Below are 26,065 nucleotides of genomic sequence, written 5' to 3'. Positions count from 1 at the left end.
ATTAAAATTTGGATGTATTCAGCGATCATGTCAATGCGCTTTAAGCATTAAAAAGACTGCTTTATCGATCAGATCAATTTACGGTATGAATTTGATGATCACTGACCAAAACAAAAGCATTGCTATAAAAAAAACCTAAGCGTATGTTTCTCTATAGTTAGTAGTACCAAAACCGAAATTTAATCATTCAACTAAGCTGACTGATATAACTGTACCTGATTTCGTCCGCTTTCTTTGGCAATATATAAAGCGTGATCTGCACAATGCGTAATGACGTCTTGATCAGATAACTCATGGGATAATGCAATACCAAAGCTTGCCGTCACATTTAACGAGGTTCCATCATCCAGCACAATTGGCTGCTGTGCAATTGCGTTACGGCAACGTTCTGCGATATCAACCGCTTGATCACGACTGAGATTGTCCAGAATTAATATAAATTCTTCACCGCCATAACGTCCAACCGTATCACCAATACGAACATGATATTCCAAACGCGTCGCCACCTGTTTCAGGACTTCATCTCCTGCTGCATGACCATATTGATCATTAATTTGTTTGAAATGATCCAAATCCAATAAGATCACAGCATAATCAGCACGATCCTGCTGAAAATGTGATAACACTTCATTGATTTGACGACGGTTATAAACGTTCGTTAGTGCATCAAATTTACTGCTGGTTTCGAATTGTTTTTCACGACTGCGCCATTGGGTGAGTAAAATCTCAAAGAATAAAACACTCATAAGTAAAATGGGCACGTAGAGCTGTACCATGCTCATGACCCAAAAATCATTTTGGTAAACGATACTTTTATTCAACTCATCACTAAACATAGGTGCATAACGAATTCGATCGATATGCGTCAAGTAACACGTTAATAACGTGTATATCGTAATTGGAATTGCAATCCCATAAATAATTTTACGGCTATAAAATACCAACCCGACCAATACAATACTAATGAACCCTGCCATTGTTGCAGGACTATAAATTCCAATCGAATACCCTGAATAAATCATGGTCATTCCAAAGAAACTAGGGGCAAAGTAAGCAATGAAGGTTTGAAACTTAGCGATATGCTGAAACTTGAAACAACTCCAAAACAGGACAAGATAAATCACGGAGGTCACCAACAATTGGGTAACACGTAATTCAAAATAGTCAGGATTTAACCACTGTGCTTTTTCAGGAGTATAAAAAGCCACAATTAACCAGCGAGCGACCTCAAGTTGGCTTAGAATTCCAAAAAAGAGGATAAGCCGTCCCTTTTTAAAATCACTCCAATTGATCAGCATATTTTGAGGATCAAGGATGTACGTATTGGCCATACGATACAATCGCTTAATCATATGTTGAATCTTCCTGATTAACTTCATTCTGTCCTTTTATCTTTTATATTGTCTTTTTAAGCAGCGTGAACTCGCTCTACAAACAAGATCCCATCAAGATGGTCAATTTCGTGTTGAATAATTCGTGCAGGGAATCCTGAAAAAGTCTCAGTAATTTCCTGTCCTTGCATATTACGATAACGGACACGGATTGATGAAGCTCGAGCTACTTCCGCACGTCGATTCTCTACACTTAAACATCCCTCTTCTCCTAAAACAACATGATCAGAACGCTCCAATATTTCAGGATTAATCATGTAAATAGGCTCCATCTCAGGCGCATCGGGATACCGTATATTGGGTTTTGAAGCGACGATAATAATCCTTTTAGAGACATAAACTTGTGGTGCAGCAATACCGACACCATTGCGCTGTTGCATCGTAAAATTCATTGCTTCAACCAGATGCGTTAACCAGCTACTACTAAACTCAAGTTCACTTACCGGCGATGCAACCAATTCAAGGATCACTTCACCTTTTTGAGCAACGGGTAGTATCGTCATAATACGTTCATCTCAATTATGATAAGAATTTGATCTTCATAATTTTTTAAATTTTAAATCAAATATTTGATTAATAGTCAACCAATCTTAAAGCATTTCAAGATGAAGTAAAACTGATTTAAATGACGAATTTGTGACCTGATAATTTTACGGCTCAAGTTTCACTTTTTTGTATGACATCAGCATCCTGAAGTTCGTAGTAGTGTCTAACCTGATTACGACCACGTTTTTTTGCTAGATATAATGCTTGATCTGCATGACGAATCACCGCTTCTTTATTTAAATTAAATTCAGAAATGGCTATACCAAAGCTTGCTGTCACTCTGATCGTCGTACGTTCATCGATATAAAAGAGCTCATTTTCAATTTCTTTGCGACACCGCTCTGCGACCTCCATCGCAGCTCTGAGGTTTTTATTCTGCAACAGCATCACAAACTCTTCACCACCAAATCGCCCGACAATATCTGTATCACGTATATTTTGACGTAGTACATTGGCAACACGCTTTAAGACGTTGTCTCCGATATCATGACCATAGTTATCATTAATACTCTTAAAATGATCAAGATCTAACAGAATGAGAGCAAATTTTCGTTCTTGTAATTGAATTTCATTGAGTTCTAAACCTATTTTTCGACGGTTATAAATCCCCGTCAGCGGGTCCATTTGACTCATTAAATTAATTTGTTTTTCTCGATTTCTCCATTGCGTCAACAAAATCTCAAACAATACAAAAGTCGCAAAAAAAATAGGCACGTAAAAATAAAGTTGTGAATAAACCCAGAATTCATTAAATACCATGACTGAATAATTGAGCTGATCACTAAAGACCGGTGCGTAGGTCATATAACCTAATGCACTACTGACAATTGCAATGAGCATATATACAGTGACTGGTAAAAAAAGCAGATATACAATCTTGCGTTCAAATAAAACCAGACCAACTGTTAAAATACTGATAAATCCCGCAACGGTAGCAGGACTACTGATACCAACCGAATAGCCACCATAAATAAAGCTTACGGAAAATACCAAAATAATAAAGTAAGGTAAATATTGTATCACCCATTCTTTATGACGCCATATGACACAAGGAATAATCAGTAAGAACTGTAATACACAGCACAGCAACATCCGTGATAGGTGAAAATAATAATAATCAGGATTGAGCCAATGATGTAATGCAGGATGATGAAATGAAAATAAATACCATGTAATCCAGGTGATATGTGCAAGCCCGCCCAATACCATGACCAGAATACATTTATTTAAGTTACTCCAATTCATCAACACACTTTGATTCATAAATGAATGAAGTGTATAGGGGCGAAAAATTCGATTGAATAGTCTTAACATAATGAACTAACTCAATTGAAACAGCTCATCAAAATAAACTATATTTTCATTTGACTCTAAAATCATTAAATTTATTTCACCCCTATAAAATATAGTGACTAAAGTCACATATTTTTTATTATAATTGCACTTATTATCACAATCTAACCTTAAGATTAGGATTTATCAAGGTTTTTTTACCATTTATTCTATTTTTTTTTAAAGCTTTTTTTGCTTAAATCCAGCTAGCGATACGCTCAAGCATTTTGATTTGACTCAGCTAAAAATTGCTAAGTACACTCCTAACTCTTAGAACTCTTAGAGATCGAGTTCTCGATAAATTACTTTAATTTCTTGTGCAATGTGAATACTGACTTGATGATGCAAATATTGAATCAAAATATCAAATTGCTCTGCACCATCGTCTAATCCAGTACAAAAATATTCAGTATGAGGAGGAAGCGTTTTTAACCACTGACATTGATAAAAATCGGCAACGGATACAAAATTAAGATAACGGTGAGGATGCTGTTGTAATGATTTTACAAATTGCAGAAATCGAGCTTCCCAAAAGTGGATAATCATACATTTAAAGTCTACTGGTTAAATTCAATTTCATTGTTACATCGATCTGCTTAATTTTGCAGATCGAATCATTCAAATCAATGTCCAAGGATGTAAATTTTTCAGAGTGAGTAGACGGTTTGCTGTTGAACTTGATATTTTTTCTTCCACTGAAGATAACCTAAGAATGCTAAAACAGTAAATGCGCCATAAAGACCAGCCGTCAAGTATAGATCTTTATACATAAACATCATGACATAGATGATATCCACTGCGATCCAAGCAGGCCAAATTTCCAAATATCGTTTAGACGTCCAATATGTAATGAGCAAACTCAAACTCGCCAATTGAGCATCTAAATAAGGAATGGAAGCATCCGTAAAATAATCCAAACCTAAACCAAAAATAAATCCTGCCAACATTGTAAAAAACACATGTTTGATAATTCTCAACCCTTGAATACGATTGATGGCAAGTTGCTCTTGCTGTTTAAACTGAGCTTTCCATATCCACCAACCATACACTCCTAAACCGATAAACACGCATTGCAATATCGTTTCACCATAGAGTTGATAGTCATAAAATAACTTTGCATATAAGCCATAAGCCACGAGATTCACAGGCCAACACCAAATATTACGGCGAATCGTGAGGGTTACACCCAATACACTCATCAATACTGAAATAATTTCTAAAAGGCTCATACACTACGTAAAATGATCGTGGTTTATTTGATACGCCTATCCTAACGCATATTGAATGGCACCATACATGATTCTTAACGAACACGACTTAGCGCTGTTCAATTTGAACTGCACAGTTTTGACCTAACCATTAAACTCCTCTAAAAATAGAATATCCTCAATGGAAAATAATAATGATGAATACAACTCAAACGACCAGAATAACCATTGAAATTCGCAATCATCTGATGTTGATTGGTTTAAACCGTGCTGCGAAGCGCAATGCATTCGACAGTCCTATGATTGATGAACTTTCACAAGCACTTACCACCTATGAAGACCAGTCTGATTTACGCTGTGCTGTGATTTATGCACATGGAGAGCACTTTACGGCAGGATTAGATCTGGTTGAGCTTCAGCCGCGTATGTCAGATGGTATATTTTCGGAAGATATGAACTTGATTAACCCATGGGGCACGACTGGTCGTAAACGAAAAAAACCAGTCGTTGTCGCTGTGAAGGGGTATTGTTTTACTGCTGGAATCGAACTGATGTTGAATGCCGATATCTGTATTGCCCATCAAAATACCCAATTTACTCAACTTGAAGTGCAACGTGGCATCCTCCCCTTTGGCGGAGCAACTTCACGCTTCGTTAAAACTGCAGGTTGGTCTAATGCAATGCGCTACTTATTGACGGGGGATTTTTTTGATGCTGCAACTGCATTTCGACTTCATTTGATTACTGAAGTAACAGAACAAGATCCGCTTGACCGTGCCATTGAACTTGCCGAATCCATCGCTTCAGCTGCTCCACTCGCTGTTCAAGCCACCTTGACAGCTGCTCACGAAGCGATTTCACATGATGAGCAGTACGCTTTTAATCAGTTAAAGACTCATCTTCTTCCACTAATACAATCTGAAGATGCAGTCGAAGGTATGCGAGCAATGAGCGAAAAACGTCAACCTCGCTTTAAAGGTCAATAGTTCAATATCGGGAAATATAGACATGCAAGCTATTCCAAATGTGAACCAGATGCCGAGCATCAATAAAACTCAAGTTCAGTTTCCTGCCTTAGATAACTATATGCTCACCGGCACTCGCTACCTATCATCTGGTGTGAAGACTGTTGCACGTATTATTGTGGCTTCAGCGACAGCGGTTCCCCAACCTTTTTATCGCAGATTTGCAGAGTATGCTGCAGAACGTGGTTTTGAAGTGCTAACCTTTGATTATCGTGGTGTGGGGGCATCATCTCCAGCACAACTCAAAGGTTTTAAAATGAGTTATTTGGATTGGGGGAAACTTGATCTCGCTGGTGCCATTGAATACTTTTCTAGCGATACTTTCCCCTTATTTATGACTGCACACTCTTATGGTGGTCAAGCCTTGGGACTTACCCCTAATCATCATCAAGTCAGTGCCATGTGTTGCTACGGTACAGGTGCAGGTTGGGCAGGATATATGCCGTTCAAAGAAAGATTCAAAGTATCCGTGATGTGGAGTATTGTGTTTCCACCCATTGTCGCAGTCACAGGTTATTTACCTTGGAGTAAATTCAATATGGGCTCTGATCTGCCTTTAGGGGTATATCAACAGTGGCGTCGTTGGTGCAAAAATCCGTTATATTTTTTCGCTGACCCCGAGCAACAAGATTTAAAAGCACAATATGCAAGTGTTAAAACCAAAATTTATGCTGTTTCAGCATTAGATGATGATTGGGCTCTCCCAAATTCGAGGCAAGCCTTTATGCAACATTATCGTTCTGCTGATATGCGCTACATTGATATCACAGCCAAACAGTATCAAATGCCTGCAATTGGACACATGGGATATTTCAAAAAAGGCGCAGAAAAAATTTGGGATGACATGCTCCAAAATTATCTCAATTTAGTTAATGATTAAATTCTAAATTACTGAATAAAGTCAGATTGATGCTCTACCCCTTGTGCGTCAGTATGTCGATACATGATGCCATATTGACTCACATAGTATTCAAGGGATTGATTACGATATTCCCATAAAATCGACCACTCACCTAAATCAAATTGATTGATCTGACATAAAGTTCGTGATGGCATCTTGTTCAAAAACTCATATTGAATTTGCTGAGCAAACTTGATATCACGATGATTTACACGTTTCTCAAACAGTAATTTTGCAACCTCATCAAACATACGAATATCTTCGACAGAATCCGTATCATACACCAAGCGCGCCGGCTGGCTGAGATCAGTAGGCTTGAGGAGTTTTGTTAAATCAAAGTGCCTCTGCGTATTCCCCATAATCAATTTAGGTTGTAATAATAGTCGCCATACGGCATAGCAACTGACCAAAGCAAAACACACCACGATTAGCATCATATTTTTTACTCATTCCGATGATTATTCATTGAATCGTTCATTACAGAAATGATTATTTCTTTATTTTTATTGTTAATTTTCTTGGTGTTATTAAGTTTTAACTTTTAAAATATTAACTTAAAAACCAGTAGAGGGATGGCACGAAACGTAACAACTCATTTCAAAATCCACATGTTATGTAAACCGTGTAAATCTAGGTAATTTTATTCAATGAATATGACTTAAAAGTACGTTGAAAGATTCTCATTAAAATAGGGTTTAAAATCTCAGTGTTCTAAATCATTACGACATGTTTTGTCGTTTAACTTGATACGCATCTACACTATTCTTTTCTCAAATTTTATAATTTAACCATGAACTATTCCCGTAAACGCAAACCCATTACCAGTGCATGGCCTGTTGAGCATGATTGCTTCCTCATTGAAAACAGTCATCTTCAACAACTCGAAGCATTGCAACAGACGCTTCCTTATTCTGCTCAAGAAATTCAAGATCGCCAAGAAATCTTGGGGCTCACGAGACGTCGTCGTCAAATGAAAAAATTAGGTCAATTTTAATTTTCTAATGAAGCTAAAAATTAAATCCCAATAATCCATCAAGTTTAAGCATTTTTTGTTTAATAAATTAACCCTCGTGCCCTCTCTGACAATGAATCAATTTCGCCATATTCTTGGATGGTGATTTGCCATCATTTTTGCTCAAAAATAATTATTATTTAAATGCTCTCTCAAAAATGGATCCAAAATATTTATTTTTAAAGATTATTATTGACTTTCTATCTAAAAAATAGAATTATTGGATCCAATTGATAAGGAGATCAACTCATGTTTGTAAAAAATGCTTGGTATGTGGCGGCACGACCTGAAGAAGTACAAGATAAGCCTCTAGGAAGACAAATTTGCGGTGAAAAAATGGTTTTTTATCGTGGAAAAGAAAACCAAATACATGCCGTTGAAGATTTTTGCCCACATCGCGGTGCACCTTTGTCATTAGGCTTTGTTGAAGATGGTCAACTGGTCTGTGGTTATCATGGGTTAGTGATGGGATGTGACGGCAAAACGGTTTCAATGCCTGGGCAACGTGTACGTGGCTTTCCTTGCAATAAAAGCTATCGCGCAATTGAAAAATTTGGCTTTATTTGGGTATGGCCAGGAGACCAATCGCTTGCAAGTGAAGATCAACTCCCAACTTTAGAGTGGGCTGAAAATCCAGAATGGGCCTATGGTGGTGGACTATTCCACATCAACTGTGATTACCGCTTGATGATTGATAACTTAATGGATCTCACCCATGAAACATATGTTCATGCAAACAGCATTGGTCAAAAAGAAATTGATGAAGCTGCACCAACCACTCGTGTTGATGGTGACCACGTTGTGACTGAACGTCATATGGAAAACATTTATGCACCTCCATTTTGGCAAATGGCTCTAAAAGGTAATAATCTCGCTGCAGATGTTCTAGTAGACCGTTGGCAAATTTGTCACTTTCATGCACCTAGCAATGTTCATATTGAAGTTGGTGTTGCCCACGCAGGACATGGTGGTTACAACGCACCGGAAAATAAAAAAGTGTCTTCAATCGTTGTAGATTTTATTACCCCTGAAACGGAAACGTCTCACTGGTATTTCTGGGGAATGGCTCGACACTTCCAACCTGACAACATCGAATTAACTAACCAAATTCGTGAGGGACAGGGCAAAATTTTCTCGGAAGATTTAAATATGCTTGAACAACAGCAACAGAATTTATTGAGACATCCTGATCGTAAATTGCTGATGCTGAATATTGATGCAGGCGGTGTTCAATCTCGAAAAGTAATTGACCGCTTGATCAGCTTAGAGCAAACGAATGATGAGCAGAAAATTACAACTTTGAATGTTGTTTAAAGTAAACCCACATTTTATCAGTTTTTCATTTTACCAAGGAGCAATACTCACATGGATGTGACTATTCAGAAGATTTATCGTCATAATGAACACATTTTATCTTTCGAACTGGTAAACACCCATGGTGAATTATTACCAGCTTTTCAAGCCGGTGCACATATTGATGTGCACTTAGGTAATCAATTAATTAGACAGTATTCTTTGGCAAATTGTAGTTCAGAGCAGCACCGTTACGTCATTGGTGTCCTGAATGATCCTTTATCACGTGGTGGTTCTAAATTTATTCATGAACAACTTCGTGAGGGTCAGCAGCTCAAGATTAGTGAACCACGAAATTTGTTTGCCTTGGTTCCTGAGACAGAATATGCATATTTGTGTGCAGGTGGAATCGGTATCACTCCTATCTTAGCAATGGCTAAAGAGCTTAAACGCAATAATCAGTCCTTCCAATTACTGTATTTTGTGAAAACGAGAGCTTCTATTGCATTCCAACAAGATTTAGAGGGTCTAGGAGATTCCGTCCACATCCATATTGATGATGAACCTGAAACACATATTCTTTTGAATACGGTCTTTGCCTCTCCTCATATCGATCATCATATTTATGTATGTGGCCCAGATGGTTTTATGAACTATGTGATCCATACCGCTGATACGCTCTCTTGGCCTAGTCATCAAGTACATAAAGAGCATTTCAGCGCACAAGCTATTGATACCAGTCAAGATGGCAGTTTTGAAATTGAGATTTTAAAAACAGGGCAACGTATTCATGTCGCAGCTGATCAATCTGCAGCACAAGCTTTAGAACATGCTGGAATCTGTATCCCTTTATCTTGTGAACAAGGTATTTGTGGCACTTGTTTAGTGAATGTAGTTGAAGGTGAAATTGATCACAGAGATATGTATTTAACTGAAGAGGAACAAGCTGCAAATGATCAATTCACACCTTGTTGCTCAAGAGCCAAATCTCAACGAATTATCATTGATGTTTAATTGGGATCGATAGATTTTCAAGTGTAGCCCTTCATTAATTGAAGGGTTTTTTATATAGACCCATCTGTGTGAAATATTGAACGCATAGTCTCCCCTAAAGTAACCACATGACTATGCTCACGCATTAAACTTTCAGCGCGTGCTGAGTCTTTTTGCTTTAATGCATTGAATATTGAGCAGTGTTGGATATGCGCATATTGCAAACGACGAATTTCAGACAGCGCATTATTTTTATCATAAGTCAGTGCTTGTGCAGATGCCATAGGTAACTGATTGTTTTTACTAAGTGCTTGCACAATTGCAATATTATCCGAGCCTTGAATAATAGTATTGTGAAAAATAGTGTTGTAATGATGGTAGGTTTCTAAATCATCGCTTGTTAATTCTGGTTTATTGAATATGGAATCAATTTGGGTAATACAATTCAAAAGTGTTTGATGTTGATCTATCGTCATGCCTTTTTCAGCAAGCGTTTTTGCAGCTAGACCTTCTAAAACGCCACGTACATGCAACGCATCATGAACTAATTTGGATGAAATTTCTCGAACAGTATAGCCTCGAGTTGGATTTTTAACGAGTAAGCCTTCTTGCTCTAAAAGCCGAAAAGCCATTCGAATGGGTTGACGTGATACACCTAGCATTTCAGCAGTCGGAATTTCAGCCAAACGGGAACCTCCTGCAATCTCCCCAGAAATAATCATTTTGCGAAGTTCAATTAACACTTGCTGCCCTGAAGACATATAACTACTCAATTTTTTTGATCATGATTGATCCTAACGAGTCAGATTTGGAATATCAATCTCTGTTGACTTAAAGGACTCTTTTAGGCCGGAAATTCACTATTCTATTTTTGATAACTGAGGTGATTATGAGTTCGTATCATCAATATTTATTTTTTGAAGATTGGTTGCCATTAACTCTAGATTGTTTCGAATTAAATAAGCTAAATGGATATCTACCCCATCTAACATTTTTTGTTCTATCTCATTAACAATGTTTCGACATTGTTCGAGTTTTTCAAATCCTTTAGGCGTTACATTAATTAAAATTCTTCGTCCATGTGAGGGATCTGAAGCTCTACTGATCCAATCGTGGTTTTGTAAATCTTGTAGAATTTTATTGGTAGATTGCGGTTTAATAAATGAACGTTCTGCAAGTTTTGCATTAGATAGATTGCCTTTCGCAGCGATAACTGACAATGCTGTAAACTGAGATAAGGTGATATCTAAGTCTTTTAAACGTTCAGTTAAAAGTTTACTCACAATACGATCAACCCTTGCAATTATATAGCTCAGTGTCGGAATCGAATGATTAACTTCTGACATTTTATATTCCTTAATAGATGAACAAAAGTATGACTACTGTCGTAATCATACTTTTAACATAAGTTTAACGTGTAGTTATATTTAGAACAGCATCAGACTGCTCTGGACGTGGCTTGCGTACAAGCATTAATGCCGCAATAGCTGCAAATAAAATCAGTGGAATACTTGCACCAATGACCATTGCTGAACTAGAACCTAACGACAGTAGCATGCCAGCAAATAGTGGCCCTGCAAAAGATCCTATACGCCCTACTGCGACTGCAGCTCCTACGCCCGTGCCACGCATTTCTGTTGGATAGAACATCGCTGCCAATCCATAGAGCGCTGATTGGCCACCTACAATAAATAGACCACAACCCACAGCAGACAATACAAGTAAAGCAACAGTTGGAGATATTGCAAGACAGCACAGTGATAACAAGATGCCAATATATATAAATTTAATTACAGTACTCATGCGAATCTTATCAAGTAAAGTTCCCATGAGAATCGACCCGAAGATACCACCGATGTTGTAACCAATTTGAACATAGTTCGCTTCTGTTTTTCCTAAACCTTGTGCACCCATCAATAGTGGCAACCAGTTGAGTAAAAAATATAAAACAACTAACGTAAAGAAAAAACTGATCCAAATTTGAATCGTGGAAAAACGCCGTTCTTTTGCAAACAACACTTCAAAGAATGGGGTAGAAGTTTTATTCTTCGTCGCTGTTAAATAGTCTTTAGACTCCGGCAAATACTTCATTAGCAAAGGGATTAAAAGAATTGGAGCGAAGCCACCAATGTAGAAGATATGTCTCCATTGCGCATCACCAGCTAAACCCATTGCCACGAATGATGTCAACATTCCACCAAATGGAATACCGCTATACATAATACTGACTGCAATGCCTTTATGTTTCTCTGATACTGCCTCAGATGCCATGGTGATCATCATTGGTAAAGCGCCACCCATCCCTAAACCAGTCAAGAAACGAATGATTAAAAGCAGTGTATAATCAGAAGCATATGCCGTTAGAACTGACATCACTCCAAAAATTAAAATACTGGTCAATAGAACTGCCTTACGCCCAATTTTATCAGCGTAACGACCTCCTAATAATGCACCAGGTAAAGTACCCAAGATTGCCGCGCTAAATGCCCATGCCATTTGAGTATTATCTAAGCCAAACTCTGCTCGCATCCGTGGTGCTGCTACGCCCATTGATTGAAGATCGAAACCTTCAAATACAGCGATAGCGAAACACAGTACGAGTGTAAGCGTAGCTTTAGTCTTACTACTTACACTTTGTTCCATTTTTTATTGTCCCTTTTAGAGCTTTTAAAATACTTTTAAAAAAATACACATCCTATGTATTGCCTCCGTCCAGGCAACTCAAAAAATATCACCTAAACTTATAAAATAATCAATATTTTTTTTTAAATAAAATTCATTTAAAATATTATTTTATTAAATATCAATATATTATAAAAATTATATAAAAAATTCAAAAAAACACTTGTATGTAAGTTTAACTGATATTATCTTAATTCCAACAGGACATAAAACAAACACTAAGGAGCTTATCATGTCTTATCAAAATCGCTGGTCCACTGTTGATGTAAAAGTTGAAGCTGGCATTGCTTGGGTCACTTTAAATCGCCCAGAAAAGAAAAATGCGATGAGTCCAACCTTAAATAAAGAAATGATTGATGTACTTGAAACGCTTGAACTCGATCCAGAAGCAGGTGTTTTGGTACTCACTGGTGCTGGGGATTCTTGGACAGCAGGTATGGACTTGAAAGAGTACTTCCGTGAGGTTGACAGCCAGCCAGAAATTTTCCAAGAGCGAATTCGTCGTGATGCATCACGTTGGCAATGGCATTTACTTCGTTTTTATTCAAAACCAACGATTGCAATGGTAAACGGCTGGTGCTTCGGTGGTGGATTCTCACCACTAGTCGCATGTGATCTAGCCATTGCAGCAGATGAAGCTACATTTGGCTTGTCTGAAGTGAATTGGGGAATTCCTCCAGGTAACTTAGTGAGCAAAGCTATGGCTGATACAGTCGGTCATCGTGCTTCTATGTACTACATCATGACAGGCAAAACCTTCTCTGGTGTTGAAGCTGCAAATATGGGCTTAGTGAACAAGAGTGTTCCACTTGCTCAATTACGTGCAGAAGTAACTGAATTGGCAAATAATTTGCTTGAAAAGAATCCAGTTGTACTGCGTACAGCGAAGAATGGTTTTAAGCGCTGTCGTGAGCTGACTTGGGAGCAAAACGAAGATTACTTATACGCCAAACTGGATCAATGCAACTACCGTGATGATGAAGGTGGTCGTGCACAAGGTATGAAGCAATTCTTGGATGACAAAACAATCAAACCAGGTCTTCAAACTTATAAACGTCCTGCTTAAGCAGAATCTACTTTTTTCGTCATGATGGACATGTAAGGAAACATTCACCATGCAAAACGTACAGTTACTTATTCACGGCCAATCTGTTGCAGCAAGTTCAGGACAAACTTTTGAAAGAATCAGTCCAATTAATGGCTCAATCGCATCAACAAGTGCAGCAGCGACTTTAAGCGATGTTGATCGTGCAATTGAGTCAGCGCATGAAGCATTCAAAACTTGGTCTGCTCTATCACCAACAGACCGACGTTTAAAATTGCTTAAAGCTGCAGATTTGATGGATCAAAAAACTGAACAGTTTATTCAAACTGCAATACATGAAATAGGTTCAACTGCGACGTGGTATGGCTTTAATGTCCATCTTGCTGCCAATATGCTGAGAGAAGCGGCAGCCATGACTACACAAATTGATGGAAATATTATTCCATCAGATGTTCCTGGCAATATCGCTATGGGTGTTCGCGTTCCATGTGGTGTCATCGTTGGTATGGCGCCGTGGAATGCTCCTGTTATCTTAGCCACTCGTGCCTTAGCGATGCCTCTGGCTTGTGGGAATACAGTCGTACTTAAAGCATCTGAAGCTTGCCCTGCAACACATCGATTAATTGGGGAAGTACTTCATGAAGCAGGTATTGGCGATGGTGTTGTCAATGTCATTACTCATGCTCCGCAAGATGCTCCACAGATTGTAGAGCGTTTAATCAGTCATCCATTGACTAAAAGAATTAATTTTACAGGTTCAACGCATGTAGGACGAATAATTGCACAAACTGCAGCGAAATACCTCAAACCAGTGTTGCTGGAACTTGGTGGCAAAGCACCGGTCATTGTATTGGAGCAAGCGGACCTGGACGAAGCCGTTAATGCCATCAGTTTCGGCGCTTTTTTCAATCAGGGACAGATCTGTATGTCGACAGAGCGTGTTCTTGTGGATGAAAAAATTGCAGACCAATTCATCGAAAAATTGATCAATAAAGTTCAGAATATCAGAGCAGGAAATCCACTTGAGAGTGAAGAACCCCTGGGCGTTCTAGAAAGTTTAAAAGCTGCAACAAGAATCAAAAATTTAATTGAAGATGCACGTGAAAAAGGTGCATATTTACCACTAGGTTTAAGCATTGATGGTGCTATGATGCAACCTACTATCGTAGTTGACGTCACTAAAGATATGCAGATTTATGCCGAAGAGTCTTTTGGTCCTGTGTGCACCGTTCAACGTTTTAAAACTGTTGATGAAGCAATCGATTTAGCAAATGACTCAGAATTTGGATTATCTGCAGCAGTTTTTAGTCAAGATTTATCCCTAGCTCTAGATGTTGCTAAACGTATCGAATCAGGTATTTGTCATATTAATGGTGCAACCGTTCATGATGAAGCGCAAATGCCTTTTGGTGGCGTGAAACAAAGTGGTTATGGACGATTTGGGAGTAAAGTCTCAGTTGCAGAGTTCACTGAGCTGCGTTGGATCACCATGCAAACCAAAACTCGTCACTACCCTATTTAACGAATATTTCAAAGAGTTGACATGAAGTCAGCTCTTTTCGTTGGAAAAGAATAGCTAAAAATACATGGAGTGAAAACAATGTCGAATATGACGGTTCATACGCATAAATATCCTGAGCGATTTGTTAAATTAGGCAGTCACGAGATTGAGTTTCAATCTAAAAATGGCACTTTGTATATTTCCCCAAAAGAACAACTTAAACCATACCCACAAAAAATTACTGACCGTTTAATTCAATATGCTCAAACACATCCCGATCGTGTATTCGCAGCAAAACGTGGTCATGATGATGAATGGATTAAGCTTACATACGCAGAAACATTAGATCGAGCATGGCGTATTGCACAAAGTTTGAAACAATATTCACATCTTTCAATTGAACGTCCTATTGTCATTCTATCTGGAAATGATCTAGAGCATCTTACTTTGTCAATGGGAGCAATGCTTGCAGGGATTCCATTCTCCGCAATTTCTCCTGCCTATTCACTTATTTCTAAAGATTTTGGCAAGCTCAAACATGTGTTTGATGTTCTAACACCAGGTTTGGTTTTTGCTAATGATGGTCAAGATTTTGCTAAAGCGATTGAACATTGCTGTGATACAGATGATATTGTGATCGTTACGAATTCTGGAAAATTTGGTGAGAAAAATTGCCTTGCTTTCTCTTCACTCCTCTCCTCTGAAATTAGTGATATTAAAGATCATTATGAGACCATTGATGAACATCAAATAGCGAAATTTCTATTTACATCTGGCTCAACTAAAATGCCGAAAGCGGTACCTACAACGCATCTAATGCTATGTACCAATCAACAGATGCTGCTTCAGACCTTCCCTGAGTTTGAAGAGACCCCCCCAGTATTAGTTGATTGGTTAGCATGGCATCATACTTTTGGTGGCAGTCATAATGTAGGAATCGCATTATATAACGGCGGCACAATTTATATTGATGACGGCAAGCCAGTTCCAGGAAAGATGGAAGAAACCATCAGGAATCTTAAGGAAATTGCACCTACTGTGTATTTAAACGTTCCTAAAGGATGGGAAGAAATAACCGTAGCACTTGAACAAGATGCTGAGTTACGCGAAAAATTTTTTAGTCGAGTTAAAATTTTGTTTTTTGCTGGTGCTGCACTATCAGAAGCTGGTTGGAACAGACTTGATCAAATCGCGCAGTCACACTGTGGAGAACGTATTCGTATCATGAGCGGTTTGGGGATGACTGAGACTGCACCATCATGTGTGTTTACAACTGGTCCCAAAGTAATGGCTGGGTTCATTGGATATCCAGCTCCAGGTTGTGAAGTGAAATTAGTTCCTTATGGTGACAAACTTGAGTTTTGTGTTCGTGGTAAAAATGTCATGAAACATTACTGGCGTCTGCCTATGGAACAACAAGCTAATATCTTTGATGATGAAGGCTTTTATCGCACTGGGGATGCAGTGAAGTTAGTGGATCCATCCGACCCGAGTCAAGGACTCATGTATGATGGCCGTATAGCTGAAGATTTTAAGTTGAATACAGGTACCTTTGTCAATGTTGGAACTTTACGCAATAAAGTTCTCATTACAGGTAATCGACTTATTCAAGATGTATGTATCACCGGTTCTAATTTAAGTGCGATTGGATTTTTAATATTTCCCAAAATTGCAGATTGCGCTGAGTATGCAGGATTAGATTTGAGTCTAGTGGATACTAAAGAGGTGCTTCTACACCCTAAAGTTCAACAGTGGTTTAAGCAGTTTTTAATTGATTTCAACAAAGATGCGACAGGTAGTTCAAACACTGTTTCAATGCTTTACCTCATGATTGAACCTCCACTTCTTGATGCAGGAGAAACCACTGATAAAGGCAATCTCAATCAAAGTGGTATCTTGAAACGTCGCATAGCAATGGTGGAAGAGTTATACGAAAAAAACATTAATAATCCTCTCATTATTCGCATTCCAACCCTTAGAAATTAACTCAACTTTTTTATTCAGCAGCGTTTAGTCAAACGCTGCTTAGACAGTTGCATTCAAAATTAGGATAACGCTATGCAGAAAGATAGTGATTTTGAGCTGTTTCGGGACAATTATCGACGCTTCCTAGCAGAGTTTGTCGCCCCATATTATGAGTCATGGGAAGAGCAAGGACTCATGCCTCGACAAGTTTGGGATCAACTTGGACAAAATGGATTTTTATGCGTCGATGTGCCTGAACAATATGGAGGTTACGGCGCACCGATATATTATTCACAAATGATCGTTCAAGAAACTGCTCGAGCGGGCTTCTCTGCGTTAGCCGTTGCAATCGGTGGTCAGAGTGAGCTTGTTTCACCCTATATCCAGAATATTGGAAGTGAAGATCAAAAACAATATTGGTTACCTAAAATGGTATCCGGTGAAGTTGTTACAGCTATTGCAATGACTGAAGCCAATGCAGGTTCAGACCTACAAGCCATCCGCACTCAAGCCTTATTAGATGGCGATCATTATGTGGTAAATGGCTCAAAAACGTTTATATCGAATGGTCAACATGCAGATCTCATAGTTTTAATTGCTAAAACTGATCCTCAAGCAAGAGCTAAAGGTATTTCGATTTTATTGGTGGATGCTCATTTAGATGGAGTAAAAAAAGGTCGTGGTCTAAAAAAAATTGGACTTCAATCTCAAGACACTGCCGAATTATTTTTTGACCAAGTCAGAGTTCCTAAAGACCAATTATTAGGTCAGGAAGGTCAAGGCTTTAGCTATCTCATGCAAGAACTTCCACGTGAGCGTTTGAGTATTTCTCTCATGGCATTAGGCGCTTTGCAAGGTGCTTTAGAAATTACTCAAGAATATGTCCTCGAACGTAAAGCTTTTGGACAATCAATTGCACAATTTCAAAATACTCGTTTTGTAATCGCTCAAGCCAAAATTAAAACTCTAGCAGCCGAAGCCTTTGTCGAAAAATGTAAGTCGCTTTATCAACAGGGAGTATTGGATGTAAGCGAAGTTGCGGCATTGAAATGCTTCATCACTGATACCCAATGTGAAGTCATTGATCAACTTCTGCAATTGTTCGGGGGATATGGATACATGCGGGAATATCCAATATCTCGATTTTATGTCGATGCACGTGTTCAAAAAATTTATGGGGGAACCAATGAAATTATGAAAGAAATCGTTGCAAGAGAACTTTTAGGAAAATAACACAAAGATTACCTCTATGTATTAATACTATTTCAGGATGAAATAAAGATGAAAAAATTATGGATCACACCACTTCTATTATGTACCGCTCCAGTATTTGCAAATAATTTTATCGACCAAAGTAAAGTCGAATTAACTGCACGTAACTTCTACTTTGACCGTGACTTTAAAGTTGAGAATAGATACCCCGCATTAAGAGACTGGACACAAGGATTTATCTTTAAAGCGCAATCTGGATTCACCGATGGAACGATTGGTTTTGGTTTAGATCTATTAGCGACCGCAGGTTTTAAACTGGATGCTGATGCTAAATATGGAGGCACAGGAAACTTAATTCGTTCCTTGGCAACCAATGAGCCTGCAGATCAATATGGTGAAGTTGGAGTCACTTTAAAAGCTAAAGTTTCTGAAACCGAGGTACGTATAGGGACTCTTCAACCCATGACCCCTGTTTTAGTCGGCTCTCCAGCACGACTTTTACCTCAAACGTATCGAGGTGTTGCAGTTCAATCTAAAGATATTCAAGGTCTGGATCTCCAAGCATCCTATATTGATGAAGTCAATCAACGTGATTCTACAAATTATGAAGCTATAAAGATCTCTGGAGTAAATGGTCGTTATATTTCTGAAGAAACAGATTATTTGTATTACTTAGGTGGACATTATGACTTGACTCATAATCCATTGCGGTTGACTGCATTTCATATGGATGTTAACGACTTATATCGCCAATCGTTGTTAGGCATAACCTATAAATATCCAATCTCAAATCAATCCACTTTTACAACACAGTTGCGTTACTACATTAGCGATGAAGATGGGACTGCTAAAGCGGGTTTAGTTGACAATCATTTACTTCATAGCCATTCAGAACTTCAACACCAAAACCATAAGTTTATCTTTTCTACATTTCACCACTTTGGAGATACTGCTTTTCCGTACTTAACAGGAGGAGAAACTGGACTAGCAATTGATACTTGGACTGGTGAGTTTTTGAATGCGAAAGAGCGTGTTTATAGCCTACGTTATGAATACGATTTTAAAGACTATATTCCAGGTCTTCGTTTTATGACCCGCTATACCCATGGTAGCAATATTTACGCACCACAGTTGGGTGGTACAGATTTTTCGGAAGATGAATTGGATTTTGATCTAGCTTACACAGTTCAAAATGGTCCACTAAAAAATTTAGGTTTACGCGCGCGTTACGCGATCTACGATAATGATATGCCAATTACCGCCAATATTAAGCCAGCCAATGAAACTCGTATCAATATTGATTACACGTGGAAATTTAAATAATAACAAAAGGGTTCTTTACTGAGGAACCCTACCCTCTCTAAGGATAATAAGTATGAAATATCTAATCGGCTTATTGGTCTATACCACCAGTGCATTAAGTCTGGCAAATACCCAATATTCACCACAACCCATAAAACTTGAACCCCTTGCAACATTCAATGTTGAACTCACAGCCCCAGTTTGGGAACTCGGTAAAACTTCAGATTTAGGGCAAAGACGCATTATCCCAATCACTGGAGGAACTTTTTCTGGACCAAGTTTGAAGGGGCGTATTCTTAACAATGGTGCAGATTGGCAAAAGGTCGATAGCAAAGGTTTGGCATATATAGATACGCGCTATTTATTAGAAACTGATGATGGTGCTCTGATTTATTTACAAACTAAAGGTTATCGCCATGCTTCACCACAAGTACTAGAACAATTAAGTCGTGGCGAAGATGTTAATCCCTCTCAATATTACTTCAAATTAACCATGCAGTTTGAAACTAGCTCAGAAAAATATGCATGGTTAAATCAGACAATTGCAGTTGGAAGCGCAATGCGTCTCGGAAAAGCCGTGATCTATGATGCATTTGCAGTGAAATAAATATTAAAAGGAGTACTTTTCAATGGACGAACAAGTTTTATCTAATTTACCCCCTATTCATCATTTATTAGGTGGTCATCAACTTCAGTGGGACAAGGAAAAGCGAGTAATTTCAGTTCAATATATTGCTCTTGAAAGTTTTACCAATCCTAGGGGAAGTGTTGAAGGAGGCATGATCTGCGCCATGCTTGATGATGCAATGGGTATTTTAGCTGCCTTAAATCAAACAGAAAAACCAGCTGCCACAATTAATTTAACAATTGATTTCTTCAGACCATGTGAAGTTGGTGAAGTATTGGCAAAAGCGTGGTTCATCAAAGAAGGACGTAAAATTTTAAGCATTCAAAGTGAAGCTTGGCAGCATGGAAAGTTAGTGGCAAAAACCAGTGCTGCATTTATGGTTCTATAAGGATTAAAAAAAGAATGGATATCTTAAAATTAAAGGACTGTGTCGACAACGACAAAATAAGTTTATATCAAAAATTTGTCGTTTTTTTCTGTTTTATTTTATACATTATCGATGGATTCGATTTCATGATAATGGCTTATTTGGCAAGTTCAGTTGCCAATGAGTTTTCATTAACTGGTACTAATATAGGAACTTTAATTAGTGCTGGTTTAATTGGTATGACCGTCTGCTCATTTTTACTTGCACCTCTCGCAGATAAAATCGGTAGACGTAATTTAATTAACCTTTGTCTATTAATCTGTGGTTTGAGCATGTTTGCATCTGCATTTGCCACCGATTTTAAGCAATTGGTTCTGTGCAGATTTTTCACTGGTGTTGGTATTGGTGGTGTTCAAATCAGTGCTATGATTTTGGCCAGTGAATATTCTCCAACTAAATATAAAAGTTTTAGTGTTGGGATATTATCTGCCGGTTATGGGATTGGAGCAATTAGCGGAGCACTACTTGCTGTATATAGCTTAGAAAGTATCGGTTGGAGACAAGTATTACTAATTGGTGGATTCGTTACTACATTTGCTTTTCTTTGCTCATTGAAATTTTTACCAGAATCGATCGATTATTTATTACTAAAACAACCAAAACATGCTTTGGAAAAATTGAATCAAATTTTCTCTAAAATGCATAAAAAACCAATTCTCACACTCCCCAAAGCATATGTAAAAAATCAAAAGTCTTCTTACGTAGAAATATTTAACCACAAGTATTTAGTTAAATCCCTTGTATTATGGGTTTCTATATTCTTTATTCTTTTTGGTTTTTATTTCGTGATGGGCTGGACACCTAAAATTCTCAATAGTTCTGGTCTAGATAACTCATTATCTATTAAAACTGCCATGATGATCAGCGTGGGTGGTATTTTAGGTAGTTTTATCATTGGTGTTCTTAGTTCTAAAGTCAGCGTATACATCAATCAAATTGCCTTTTTAATCCTCACGTACGTATGTATTTTATTGTTTGTGAACAATACAGATAATTTAAATATATTAATCATCGTTGCCACAACGCTAGGATTCTTTATTAATGGCTGTTTAGCTGGAATCTATGCCATTTCTACACAGCTCTATGAGGCAGATGTACGATCAACAGGCGTGGGGATTGCAACTGGTGTTGGTCGTTTTGGTGGTATTTTCTCTCCAATCATTGCGGGATACTTTTTAGACCTAGGGAACTCGCCTTTAGAATTGTACGGAAATTTTGGTTTTGCATTTGTTTTAGCAGCTATTGCCATTTTCATCATCTATAAGTTAAAACAAAAATCCGTAGTAAATACACCATATGTCGTTTTACAAAAAGAGCCTCAATAATTTATGCTCACGAATATATAACTTTGTATTGTTAAGATAAGTTGTTTCATCAAAATCTATTGATAGAAACAACAAAAGGTCAGTGAAATCACTGACCTTTTTAATTTCTTGTTCAAAGTTTAAATATCAAAGAATACAGTTTCATTTTCACCTTGAATACGAATATCGAAACGATAAACGATCTGACCATCACGCTCTTCACGCTTAGCAATGAGTGTTTGACGACGTGGCGCCCACTCAATACCATTCAAAATTGGGTCTTTCGCATTCGCTTCAGCTTCATCCTCGAAGTAAACTCGAGTATGTAAACCTAAATTGATACCACGCGCAAAAATAACCAGCGCGATATGTGGTGCTTGCTGTGAACCCTTACGTCCAGGAACAGCACCTGGTTTGATGGTATCAAAGCTCCAAAAACCAGTGTCAAAATCCGCACCCGCTCTACCCCAACCTAAAAAGTTTGGATCTGGCTGCTTCCCTTGCGTATCCTGCTGACTTGGATAAACACCATTGGCATCAGCTTGCCAAATTTCTACGAGTACATCGCGAAGTGGTAAACCCAAACCGTCAAAAACTTGCCCTTCGAGGCGAATACATTCACCTTGAGTGCCATCTTTCACCATTTGATTATTGAAGCTATGCTCAAATACTTCTATACCAGCTTGATTAGGCATTAATCCAATATGGACATATGGACCACCTGTTTGAGATGGTGTTTCATGTAATTCTTCAAATTTCCAGCCATTCATCCTGATGCTCCCTATCAAGTCAAATCATTTTCAAAATATGTCGCACGACGACCACGTAAAGTAATGTCAAAACGATAGCAACGACTATCTGCTTCAATAAAGTTGCTCTTGTCTTCGAGCGCAATTAAAGCTCTTCGCTGTTGTTCTGAAGGAACAGTTTTTAAAATTGGACAGCTATCAATTAATGTATCGCCTTCAAAATAAAACTGGGAAATCAAACGCTGTGCCCAGCCATCTGCCATCACAGAAAAATGGATATGTGCTGGACGCCACTCATTGATACGGTTACGCCACGGATAAGGTCCTGGCTTTATCGTTCTAAAAATGAAGAATCCATTTTCATCTGTGAGCATTCGACCGCAACCACCAAAGTTAGGGTCCATAGCTCCCACATACTGATCATTTGGATGGCGATAACGTCCTGAGGCATTTGCTTGCCATACTTCAATCAGAGCATTTTTGACAGCACGACCAAATTGATCACGTAAATAACCATGAATAATGACCCGTTCACCAACAGGTAAACCATCTTTTGCATAATTTAAAATTAAATCATTGTCTTTAGGACCCAATAAGTCTGCGCTAAAGTGAGGTGCAGTAACCTCGGTTAATGTTTGCGCAATCGAAATCAGTGCATTTTTCGGCGAACGTAATACACTGGTTTTATATCCCGGCGCATATGCTGGCGGATGATCATCTGTATTTCGCTGTGCATAAGCACCCATCAGAATTTGAGACATGAATCTCTCCTTATTCAATTTAAAATATCGTCCGTTTATTTAATTTTCTCAGGCGAAATGCCTAACTCTGCAAATACTTCTTCTGCCATATGCATTGCAGCATTGGCTGCAGGAAGTCCTGCATATAAAGACGCATGCAAAAATAATTCTTTAAGATCATCTTTGGTAACGCCATTGTTGAAACAAGCACGAATATGCATTCTGAGCTCTGCTTCACGCCCCAATGCAAGTAAGATTCCAATCGTCACCAAACTACGTGTGTGTCTTGGCAGTCCTGGTCTTGACCAAACCTCACCCCATGCAAAACGACTAATAAAGTTTTGAAAATCAGCATTAAATTCGTTTAAATTTTCAAGTGAACGCCCGACATGGGCTTCACCCAAGACTTCAGTACGGACTTCTAGCCCCTGCTTATAACGTTCTTCATCATTCATGGGGTTGTTCCTCTTTAAAATTGAAATTATTTGATGTTCAGATGTGCTTAAGACTGAATAAAAGCAAGCAATGCTTGGTTAAATTCAACTGGTCGCTCAATATTGGATAAATGCGATGCATCTATGACTGCAAGTTGACAGTCAGGTATATGTTGTTTTAAAAACTCACCATCATTCACTGTGGTCACAGGATCTAAGCCGCCACATAATGCCAAACAAGGCACAATAATTTTTCCAAGTTGATTGCGTAAATCCGTCTGAGCTAAAGCACGACAAGAGGCTGCATAGCCTTTAGGCTGAGTGACAGACAAACTCTGAATGGTTTTTTGAGCTGTCACATCGTGTAAATAATCAAATTGTTCACTAAACCAACGCGTATGTGTAGTACTGACGATATCAGCCAAACCATTTTGTTCAACCGCATCTGCACGACTCAACCATGCCTCGGCATTTCCAATTTTTGCTGCTGAATTTGCAATGGTAATAGAGTTAAAACGCTCTGGTGCAATTATGCCTAATTGAATCCCAGTAACTCCTCCCATGGAGATACCACAAAAATGCGCTTTTTCTATAGAGAAATGATTGAGTACATCAAGGACATCATTGGCTAAATCAATGATTGTGGTATTTTCAATGACACTACTTCTTCCATGACCACGTGTGTCGTAGCAAATCACATCATAATCTTTGGAAAAATAATCAATTTGGGCTTGCCACATGCCATGATCAGTGCCCAGTGAGTTTGAAAAAATGATGCTTGGTTTTGTATCGTCACCAAAACGATAGACCGCAAGCTGCTGACCATTACGATTATTGATTAATGTCATTATGGTGTACTTCCTTGAACGCTCTCTAGTACCGCATCTATTTGTGCTTGAGTATTTCCTAGATAATGTTGCGGATTAAAAATCTGACGGAGTTGATCTAGATCAAAAATAGCTAATATTTCTGGATTATTTTGTACAACATCGAGTAAGTGTCGTTGTTCGGCAACTGCTTGCTTACAAGCAGCTTCCACAAGATGATGTGCATTCAATCGACCCATCTGAGATGCGAGTGACATCATCAGTGCTTCAGCCATGATTAATCCTTGCGTGCACTCTAAATTTCTGAACATATTTTCAGGATCTACTTCTAATCCCGTAAATACATCGATTGCTCTACTTAAACTACCCGCCGTCAGTTGAAATAACTCTGGTAACGCTAGCCATTCAGCATGCCATGCACCTAAACTTCGTTCATGTTCTTGTACTAAGCTTTGGTAGATACTTGACATTAATGCAGGGACGCGATTTGCAGCGGCTAGAATTGAAGCAGCTGCAACAGGATTACGCTTATGAGGCATCGTCGATGACCCTCCACGCCCAGCACCACTCGGTTCAAACACTTCTGCAATTTCTGTTTGCATCATGAGTGACCAGTCACGGGCCATCTTGCCCAAGTTTCCTGTAATCGTTGCAAGTACATGTGCAATGTCGGCTACACGATCTCGCTCCCCATGCCATGTACATACGGGCGTATTTAAACCAAGTTTTTGTGCGTAGGTACTCACTACAGCCGAACCATATTCAGTTAGTGAAGCTAAAGTACCTACCGCACCCCCTAACTGTGCTGTTAAGACATGTTGCTGTAACTGCTGAACACGCTTTAAATCTCGATCTAAACTAGAGAGCCACCGTGCTGTTTTATGTCCAAAGGTAAGTGGTAAACCTTGTTGCAACCATGTACGTCCAATCATCACCTGATCACGGTATTGAATCGTCAGTTTTTTAGTTGCCTGAATAGCTTGAATAAGTTGCTTTTCGATCAGCTGTAACGCATCTTGAGCTTGCAGCATAAAGGCCGTATCAATGATATCTTGGCTGGTCGCACCCCAATGCACATAACGAGAAGCATCTTCATTGATTTTTTTCACAGCAGCAGTGAATTGCTTTACGAATGGAATTGCAATATTGCCAGCGAGACCACTGGACTGTGCCAAATGATCAAAATTAATAATGGAATGAATTTCTTGTGCTGCAACACGTTGAATCGTTTCAGCAGCAATTAAGGGAATAACACCAACTTCAGCTTGAGCTTGAGCCAGTGCAACCTCTGCACGCAACATATATTTTACGAGTGCTTCATCACTAAATATGATATTTACATCATTCTGATAAAACAAACTCGCATATAACTGACTCATAACTTATCCCTATTACGCTTCATCATGTGTTTCACCATAAAGCGTCTGTCCAAAAATTGCTGTTAAACTTTTTCAATTATTAAAGCGATGCCTTGACCCACACCGATACACATAGAGCACAATGCATATTTGCCACCAGTTGCTTCAAGTTGATTCAGTGCAGTCGTCA

27 protein-coding genes and 1 pseudogene are annotated in these 26,065 nt (G+C 38.5%); 13 read left to right on the top strand and 15 right to left on the bottom strand.

Going from position 1 to position 26,065, the window contains the following annotated elements:
• Positions 1 to 191: 191 nt before the first annotated feature.
• From AC1M83_RS10250 to pnuC, 5 genes are all read right to left on the bottom strand, one after another.
• The gene (locus AC1M83_RS10250; RefSeq protein ID WP_179997681.1) at positions 192 to 1,352 is read right to left on the bottom strand and encodes a GGDEF domain-containing protein; all 1,161 of its coding nucleotides are present in this window, start codon (positions 1,350 to 1,352) and stop codon (positions 192 to 194) included.
• Between the two features lie 56 nt (positions 1,353 to 1,408).
• Positions 1,409 to 1,897 carry a peptide deformylase gene (def, locus tag AC1M83_RS10245; RefSeq protein WP_481586554.1) on the bottom strand — a complete coding sequence of 163 codons (489 nt, stop codon included), beginning with the start codon at positions 1,895 to 1,897 and terminating at the stop codon, positions 1,409 to 1,411.
• Between the two features lie 151 nt (positions 1,898 to 2,048).
• Positions 2,049 to 3,182, bottom strand: coding sequence for a GGDEF domain-containing protein (locus AC1M83_RS10240; RefSeq protein ID WP_481590598.1), 1,134 nt, complete (start codon positions 3,180 to 3,182; stop codon positions 2,049 to 2,051).
• Positions 3,183 to 3,548: 366 nt separating this feature from the next.
• Positions 3,549 to 3,815, bottom strand: coding sequence for a hypothetical protein (locus AC1M83_RS10235; protein WP_481590597.1), 267 nt, complete (start codon positions 3,813 to 3,815; stop codon positions 3,549 to 3,551).
• Positions 3,816 to 3,916: 101 nt separating this feature from the next.
• Positions 3,917 to 4,498: a nicotinamide riboside transporter PnuC gene (gene pnuC, locus AC1M83_RS10230; RefSeq protein ID WP_481590596.1), complete on the bottom strand. Its 582-nt coding sequence runs from the start codon at positions 4,496 to 4,498 to the stop codon at positions 3,917 to 3,919.
• Positions 4,499 to 4,671: 173 nt separating this feature from the next.
• On the opposite strand from pnuC, the gene AC1M83_RS10225 reads away from it, so the two are divergent.
• A complete protein-coding gene (locus AC1M83_RS10225; protein ID WP_481590595.1) occupies positions 4,672 to 5,463 on the top strand; it encodes a crotonase/enoyl-CoA hydratase family protein in 792 nt (263 codons plus the stop codon).
• A 22-nt stretch (positions 5,464 to 5,485) separates the two neighbouring features.
• Positions 5,486 to 6,382, top strand: a complete 897-nt coding sequence (locus AC1M83_RS10220; RefSeq protein ID WP_481590594.1) for an alpha/beta hydrolase family protein — start codon at positions 5,486 to 5,488, stop codon at positions 6,380 to 6,382.
• 8 nt (positions 6,383 to 6,390) lie between these two features.
• Here AC1M83_RS10220 and AC1M83_RS10215 read toward each other — a convergent pair whose 3' ends face one another.
• Entirely contained in the window at positions 6,391 to 6,840 is a 450-nt protein-coding gene (locus AC1M83_RS10215) for a hypothetical protein (protein WP_051586611.1), read from the bottom strand.
• 353 nt (positions 6,841 to 7,193) lie between these two features.
• Between AC1M83_RS10215 and AC1M83_RS10210 the strand changes: the two genes are divergently transcribed.
• The 3 genes from AC1M83_RS10210 (at position 7,194) to AC1M83_RS10200 (ending at position 9,722) form a co-directional block, all read left to right on the top strand.
• On the top strand, positions 7,194 to 7,397 hold the full coding sequence (locus tag AC1M83_RS10210; protein ID WP_481590593.1) for an acyl-CoA thioesterase: 204 nt from the start codon (positions 7,194 to 7,196) through the stop codon (positions 7,395 to 7,397).
• Between the two features lie 267 nt (positions 7,398 to 7,664).
• Entirely contained in the window at positions 7,665 to 8,729 is a 1,065-nt protein-coding gene (locus tag AC1M83_RS10205) for an aromatic ring-hydroxylating dioxygenase subunit alpha (RefSeq protein ID WP_481590592.1), read from the top strand.
• A 51-nt stretch (positions 8,730 to 8,780) separates the two neighbouring features.
• Complete coding sequence (locus AC1M83_RS10200; RefSeq protein WP_481590591.1) at positions 8,781 to 9,722, top strand: PDR/VanB family oxidoreductase; 942 nt, start codon at positions 8,781 to 8,783, stop codon at positions 9,720 to 9,722.
• A gap of 50 nt (positions 9,723 to 9,772) precedes the next feature.
• Here AC1M83_RS10200 and AC1M83_RS10195 read toward each other — a convergent pair whose 3' ends face one another.
• The 3 genes from AC1M83_RS10195 to mhpT form a co-directional block, all read right to left on the bottom strand.
• Positions 9,773 to 10,462 (bottom strand): GntR family transcriptional regulator, encoded by a 690-nt coding sequence (locus tag AC1M83_RS10195; RefSeq protein ID WP_481590590.1) that lies wholly within the window; start codon positions 10,460 to 10,462, stop codon positions 9,773 to 9,775.
• 126 nt (positions 10,463 to 10,588) lie between these two features.
• Positions 10,589 to 11,047 carry a MarR family winged helix-turn-helix transcriptional regulator gene (locus tag AC1M83_RS10190; protein WP_179997673.1) on the bottom strand — a complete coding sequence of 153 codons (459 nt, stop codon included), beginning with the start codon at positions 11,045 to 11,047 and terminating at the stop codon, positions 10,589 to 10,591.
• Positions 11,048 to 11,111: 64 nt separating this feature from the next.
• Positions 11,112 to 12,344: a 3-(3-hydroxy-phenyl)propionate transporter MhpT gene (gene mhpT / locus AC1M83_RS10185; RefSeq protein WP_481590589.1), complete on the bottom strand. Its 1,233-nt coding sequence runs from the start codon at positions 12,342 to 12,344 to the stop codon at positions 11,112 to 11,114.
• Between the two features lie 271 nt (positions 12,345 to 12,615).
• Here mhpT and AC1M83_RS10180 point away from each other — a divergent pair, with 271 nt between their 5' ends.
• From AC1M83_RS10180 to AC1M83_RS10145, 8 genes are all read left to right on the top strand, one after another.
• The gene (locus tag AC1M83_RS10180; RefSeq protein ID WP_035270071.1) at positions 12,616 to 13,449 is read left to right on the top strand and encodes a p-hydroxycinnamoyl CoA hydratase/lyase; all 834 of its coding nucleotides are present in this window, start codon (positions 12,616 to 12,618) and stop codon (positions 13,447 to 13,449) included.
• Between the two features lie 49 nt (positions 13,450 to 13,498).
• The gene (locus AC1M83_RS10175) at positions 13,499 to 14,950 is read left to right on the top strand and encodes an aldehyde dehydrogenase (RefSeq protein ID WP_481590588.1); all 1,452 of its coding nucleotides are present in this window, start codon (positions 13,499 to 13,501) and stop codon (positions 14,948 to 14,950) included.
• Positions 14,951 to 15,028: 78 nt separating this feature from the next.
• On the top strand, positions 15,029 to 16,915 hold the full coding sequence (locus AC1M83_RS10170; protein WP_481590587.1) for a feruloyl-CoA synthase: 1,887 nt from the start codon (positions 15,029 to 15,031) through the stop codon (positions 16,913 to 16,915).
• A gap of 72 nt (positions 16,916 to 16,987) precedes the next feature.
• Positions 16,988 to 18,127, top strand: a complete 1,140-nt coding sequence (locus tag AC1M83_RS10165; RefSeq protein ID WP_481590586.1) for an acyl-CoA dehydrogenase family protein — start codon at positions 16,988 to 16,990, stop codon at positions 18,125 to 18,127.
• Positions 18,128 to 18,175: 48 nt separating this feature from the next.
• Entirely contained in the window at positions 18,176 to 19,429 is a 1,254-nt protein-coding gene (locus tag AC1M83_RS10160) for an OprD family outer membrane porin (RefSeq protein WP_481590585.1), read from the top strand.
• 52 nt (positions 19,430 to 19,481) lie between these two features.
• Positions 19,482 to 20,015 carry a DUF3237 domain-containing protein gene (locus AC1M83_RS10155; protein WP_481588858.1) on the top strand — a complete coding sequence of 178 codons (534 nt, stop codon included), beginning with the start codon at positions 19,482 to 19,484 and terminating at the stop codon, positions 20,013 to 20,015.
• A 22-nt stretch (positions 20,016 to 20,037) separates the two neighbouring features.
• Positions 20,038 to 20,424: a PaaI family thioesterase gene (locus AC1M83_RS10150; RefSeq protein WP_481588857.1), complete on the top strand. Its 387-nt coding sequence runs from the start codon at positions 20,038 to 20,040 to the stop codon at positions 20,422 to 20,424.
• A gap of 14 nt (positions 20,425 to 20,438) precedes the next feature.
• The gene (locus AC1M83_RS10145; protein WP_481590584.1) at positions 20,439 to 21,788 is read left to right on the top strand and encodes an MFS transporter; all 1,350 of its coding nucleotides are present in this window, start codon (positions 20,439 to 20,441) and stop codon (positions 21,786 to 21,788) included.
• A gap of 119 nt (positions 21,789 to 21,907) precedes the next feature.
• Here AC1M83_RS10145 and pcaG read toward each other — a convergent pair whose 3' ends face one another.
• From pcaG to AC1M83_RS10115, 6 genes and pseudogenes are all read right to left on the bottom strand, one after another.
• Positions 21,908 to 22,537, bottom strand: coding sequence for a protocatechuate 3,4-dioxygenase subunit alpha (gene pcaG / locus AC1M83_RS10140; RefSeq protein WP_481590583.1), 630 nt, complete (start codon positions 22,535 to 22,537; stop codon positions 21,908 to 21,910).
• Positions 22,538 to 22,551: 14 nt separating this feature from the next.
• Positions 22,552 to 23,277 (bottom strand): protocatechuate 3,4-dioxygenase subunit beta, encoded by a 726-nt coding sequence (gene pcaH, locus AC1M83_RS10135; protein WP_481588854.1) that lies wholly within the window; start codon positions 23,275 to 23,277, stop codon positions 22,552 to 22,554.
• Between the two features lie 35 nt (positions 23,278 to 23,312).
• On the bottom strand, positions 23,313 to 23,711 hold the full coding sequence (gene pcaC, locus AC1M83_RS10130; protein WP_035269644.1) for a 4-carboxymuconolactone decarboxylase: 399 nt from the start codon (positions 23,709 to 23,711) through the stop codon (positions 23,313 to 23,315).
• 47 nt (positions 23,712 to 23,758) lie between these two features.
• On the bottom strand, positions 23,759 to 24,541 hold the full coding sequence (gene pcaD, locus AC1M83_RS10125) for a 3-oxoadipate enol-lactonase (protein ID WP_171076801.1): 783 nt from the start codon (positions 24,539 to 24,541) through the stop codon (positions 23,759 to 23,761).
• Positions 24,538 to 25,896 (bottom strand): 3-carboxy-cis,cis-muconate cycloisomerase, encoded by a 1,359-nt coding sequence (gene pcaB / locus AC1M83_RS10120; RefSeq protein ID WP_481590582.1) that lies wholly within the window; start codon positions 25,894 to 25,896, stop codon positions 24,538 to 24,540. The genes pcaD and pcaB overlap by 4 nt, the downstream gene beginning before the upstream one ends.
• A 62-nt stretch (positions 25,897 to 25,958) precedes the next feature.
• Positions 25,959 to 26,065: pseudogene (locus AC1M83_RS10115) on the bottom strand (hypothetical protein); the annotation flags it as partial.

The sequence above is a fragment of the Acinetobacter sp. 25-47-130 genome (assembly GCF_056779705.1).
This window is presented reverse-complemented; position numbering and strand designations above follow the sequence as displayed.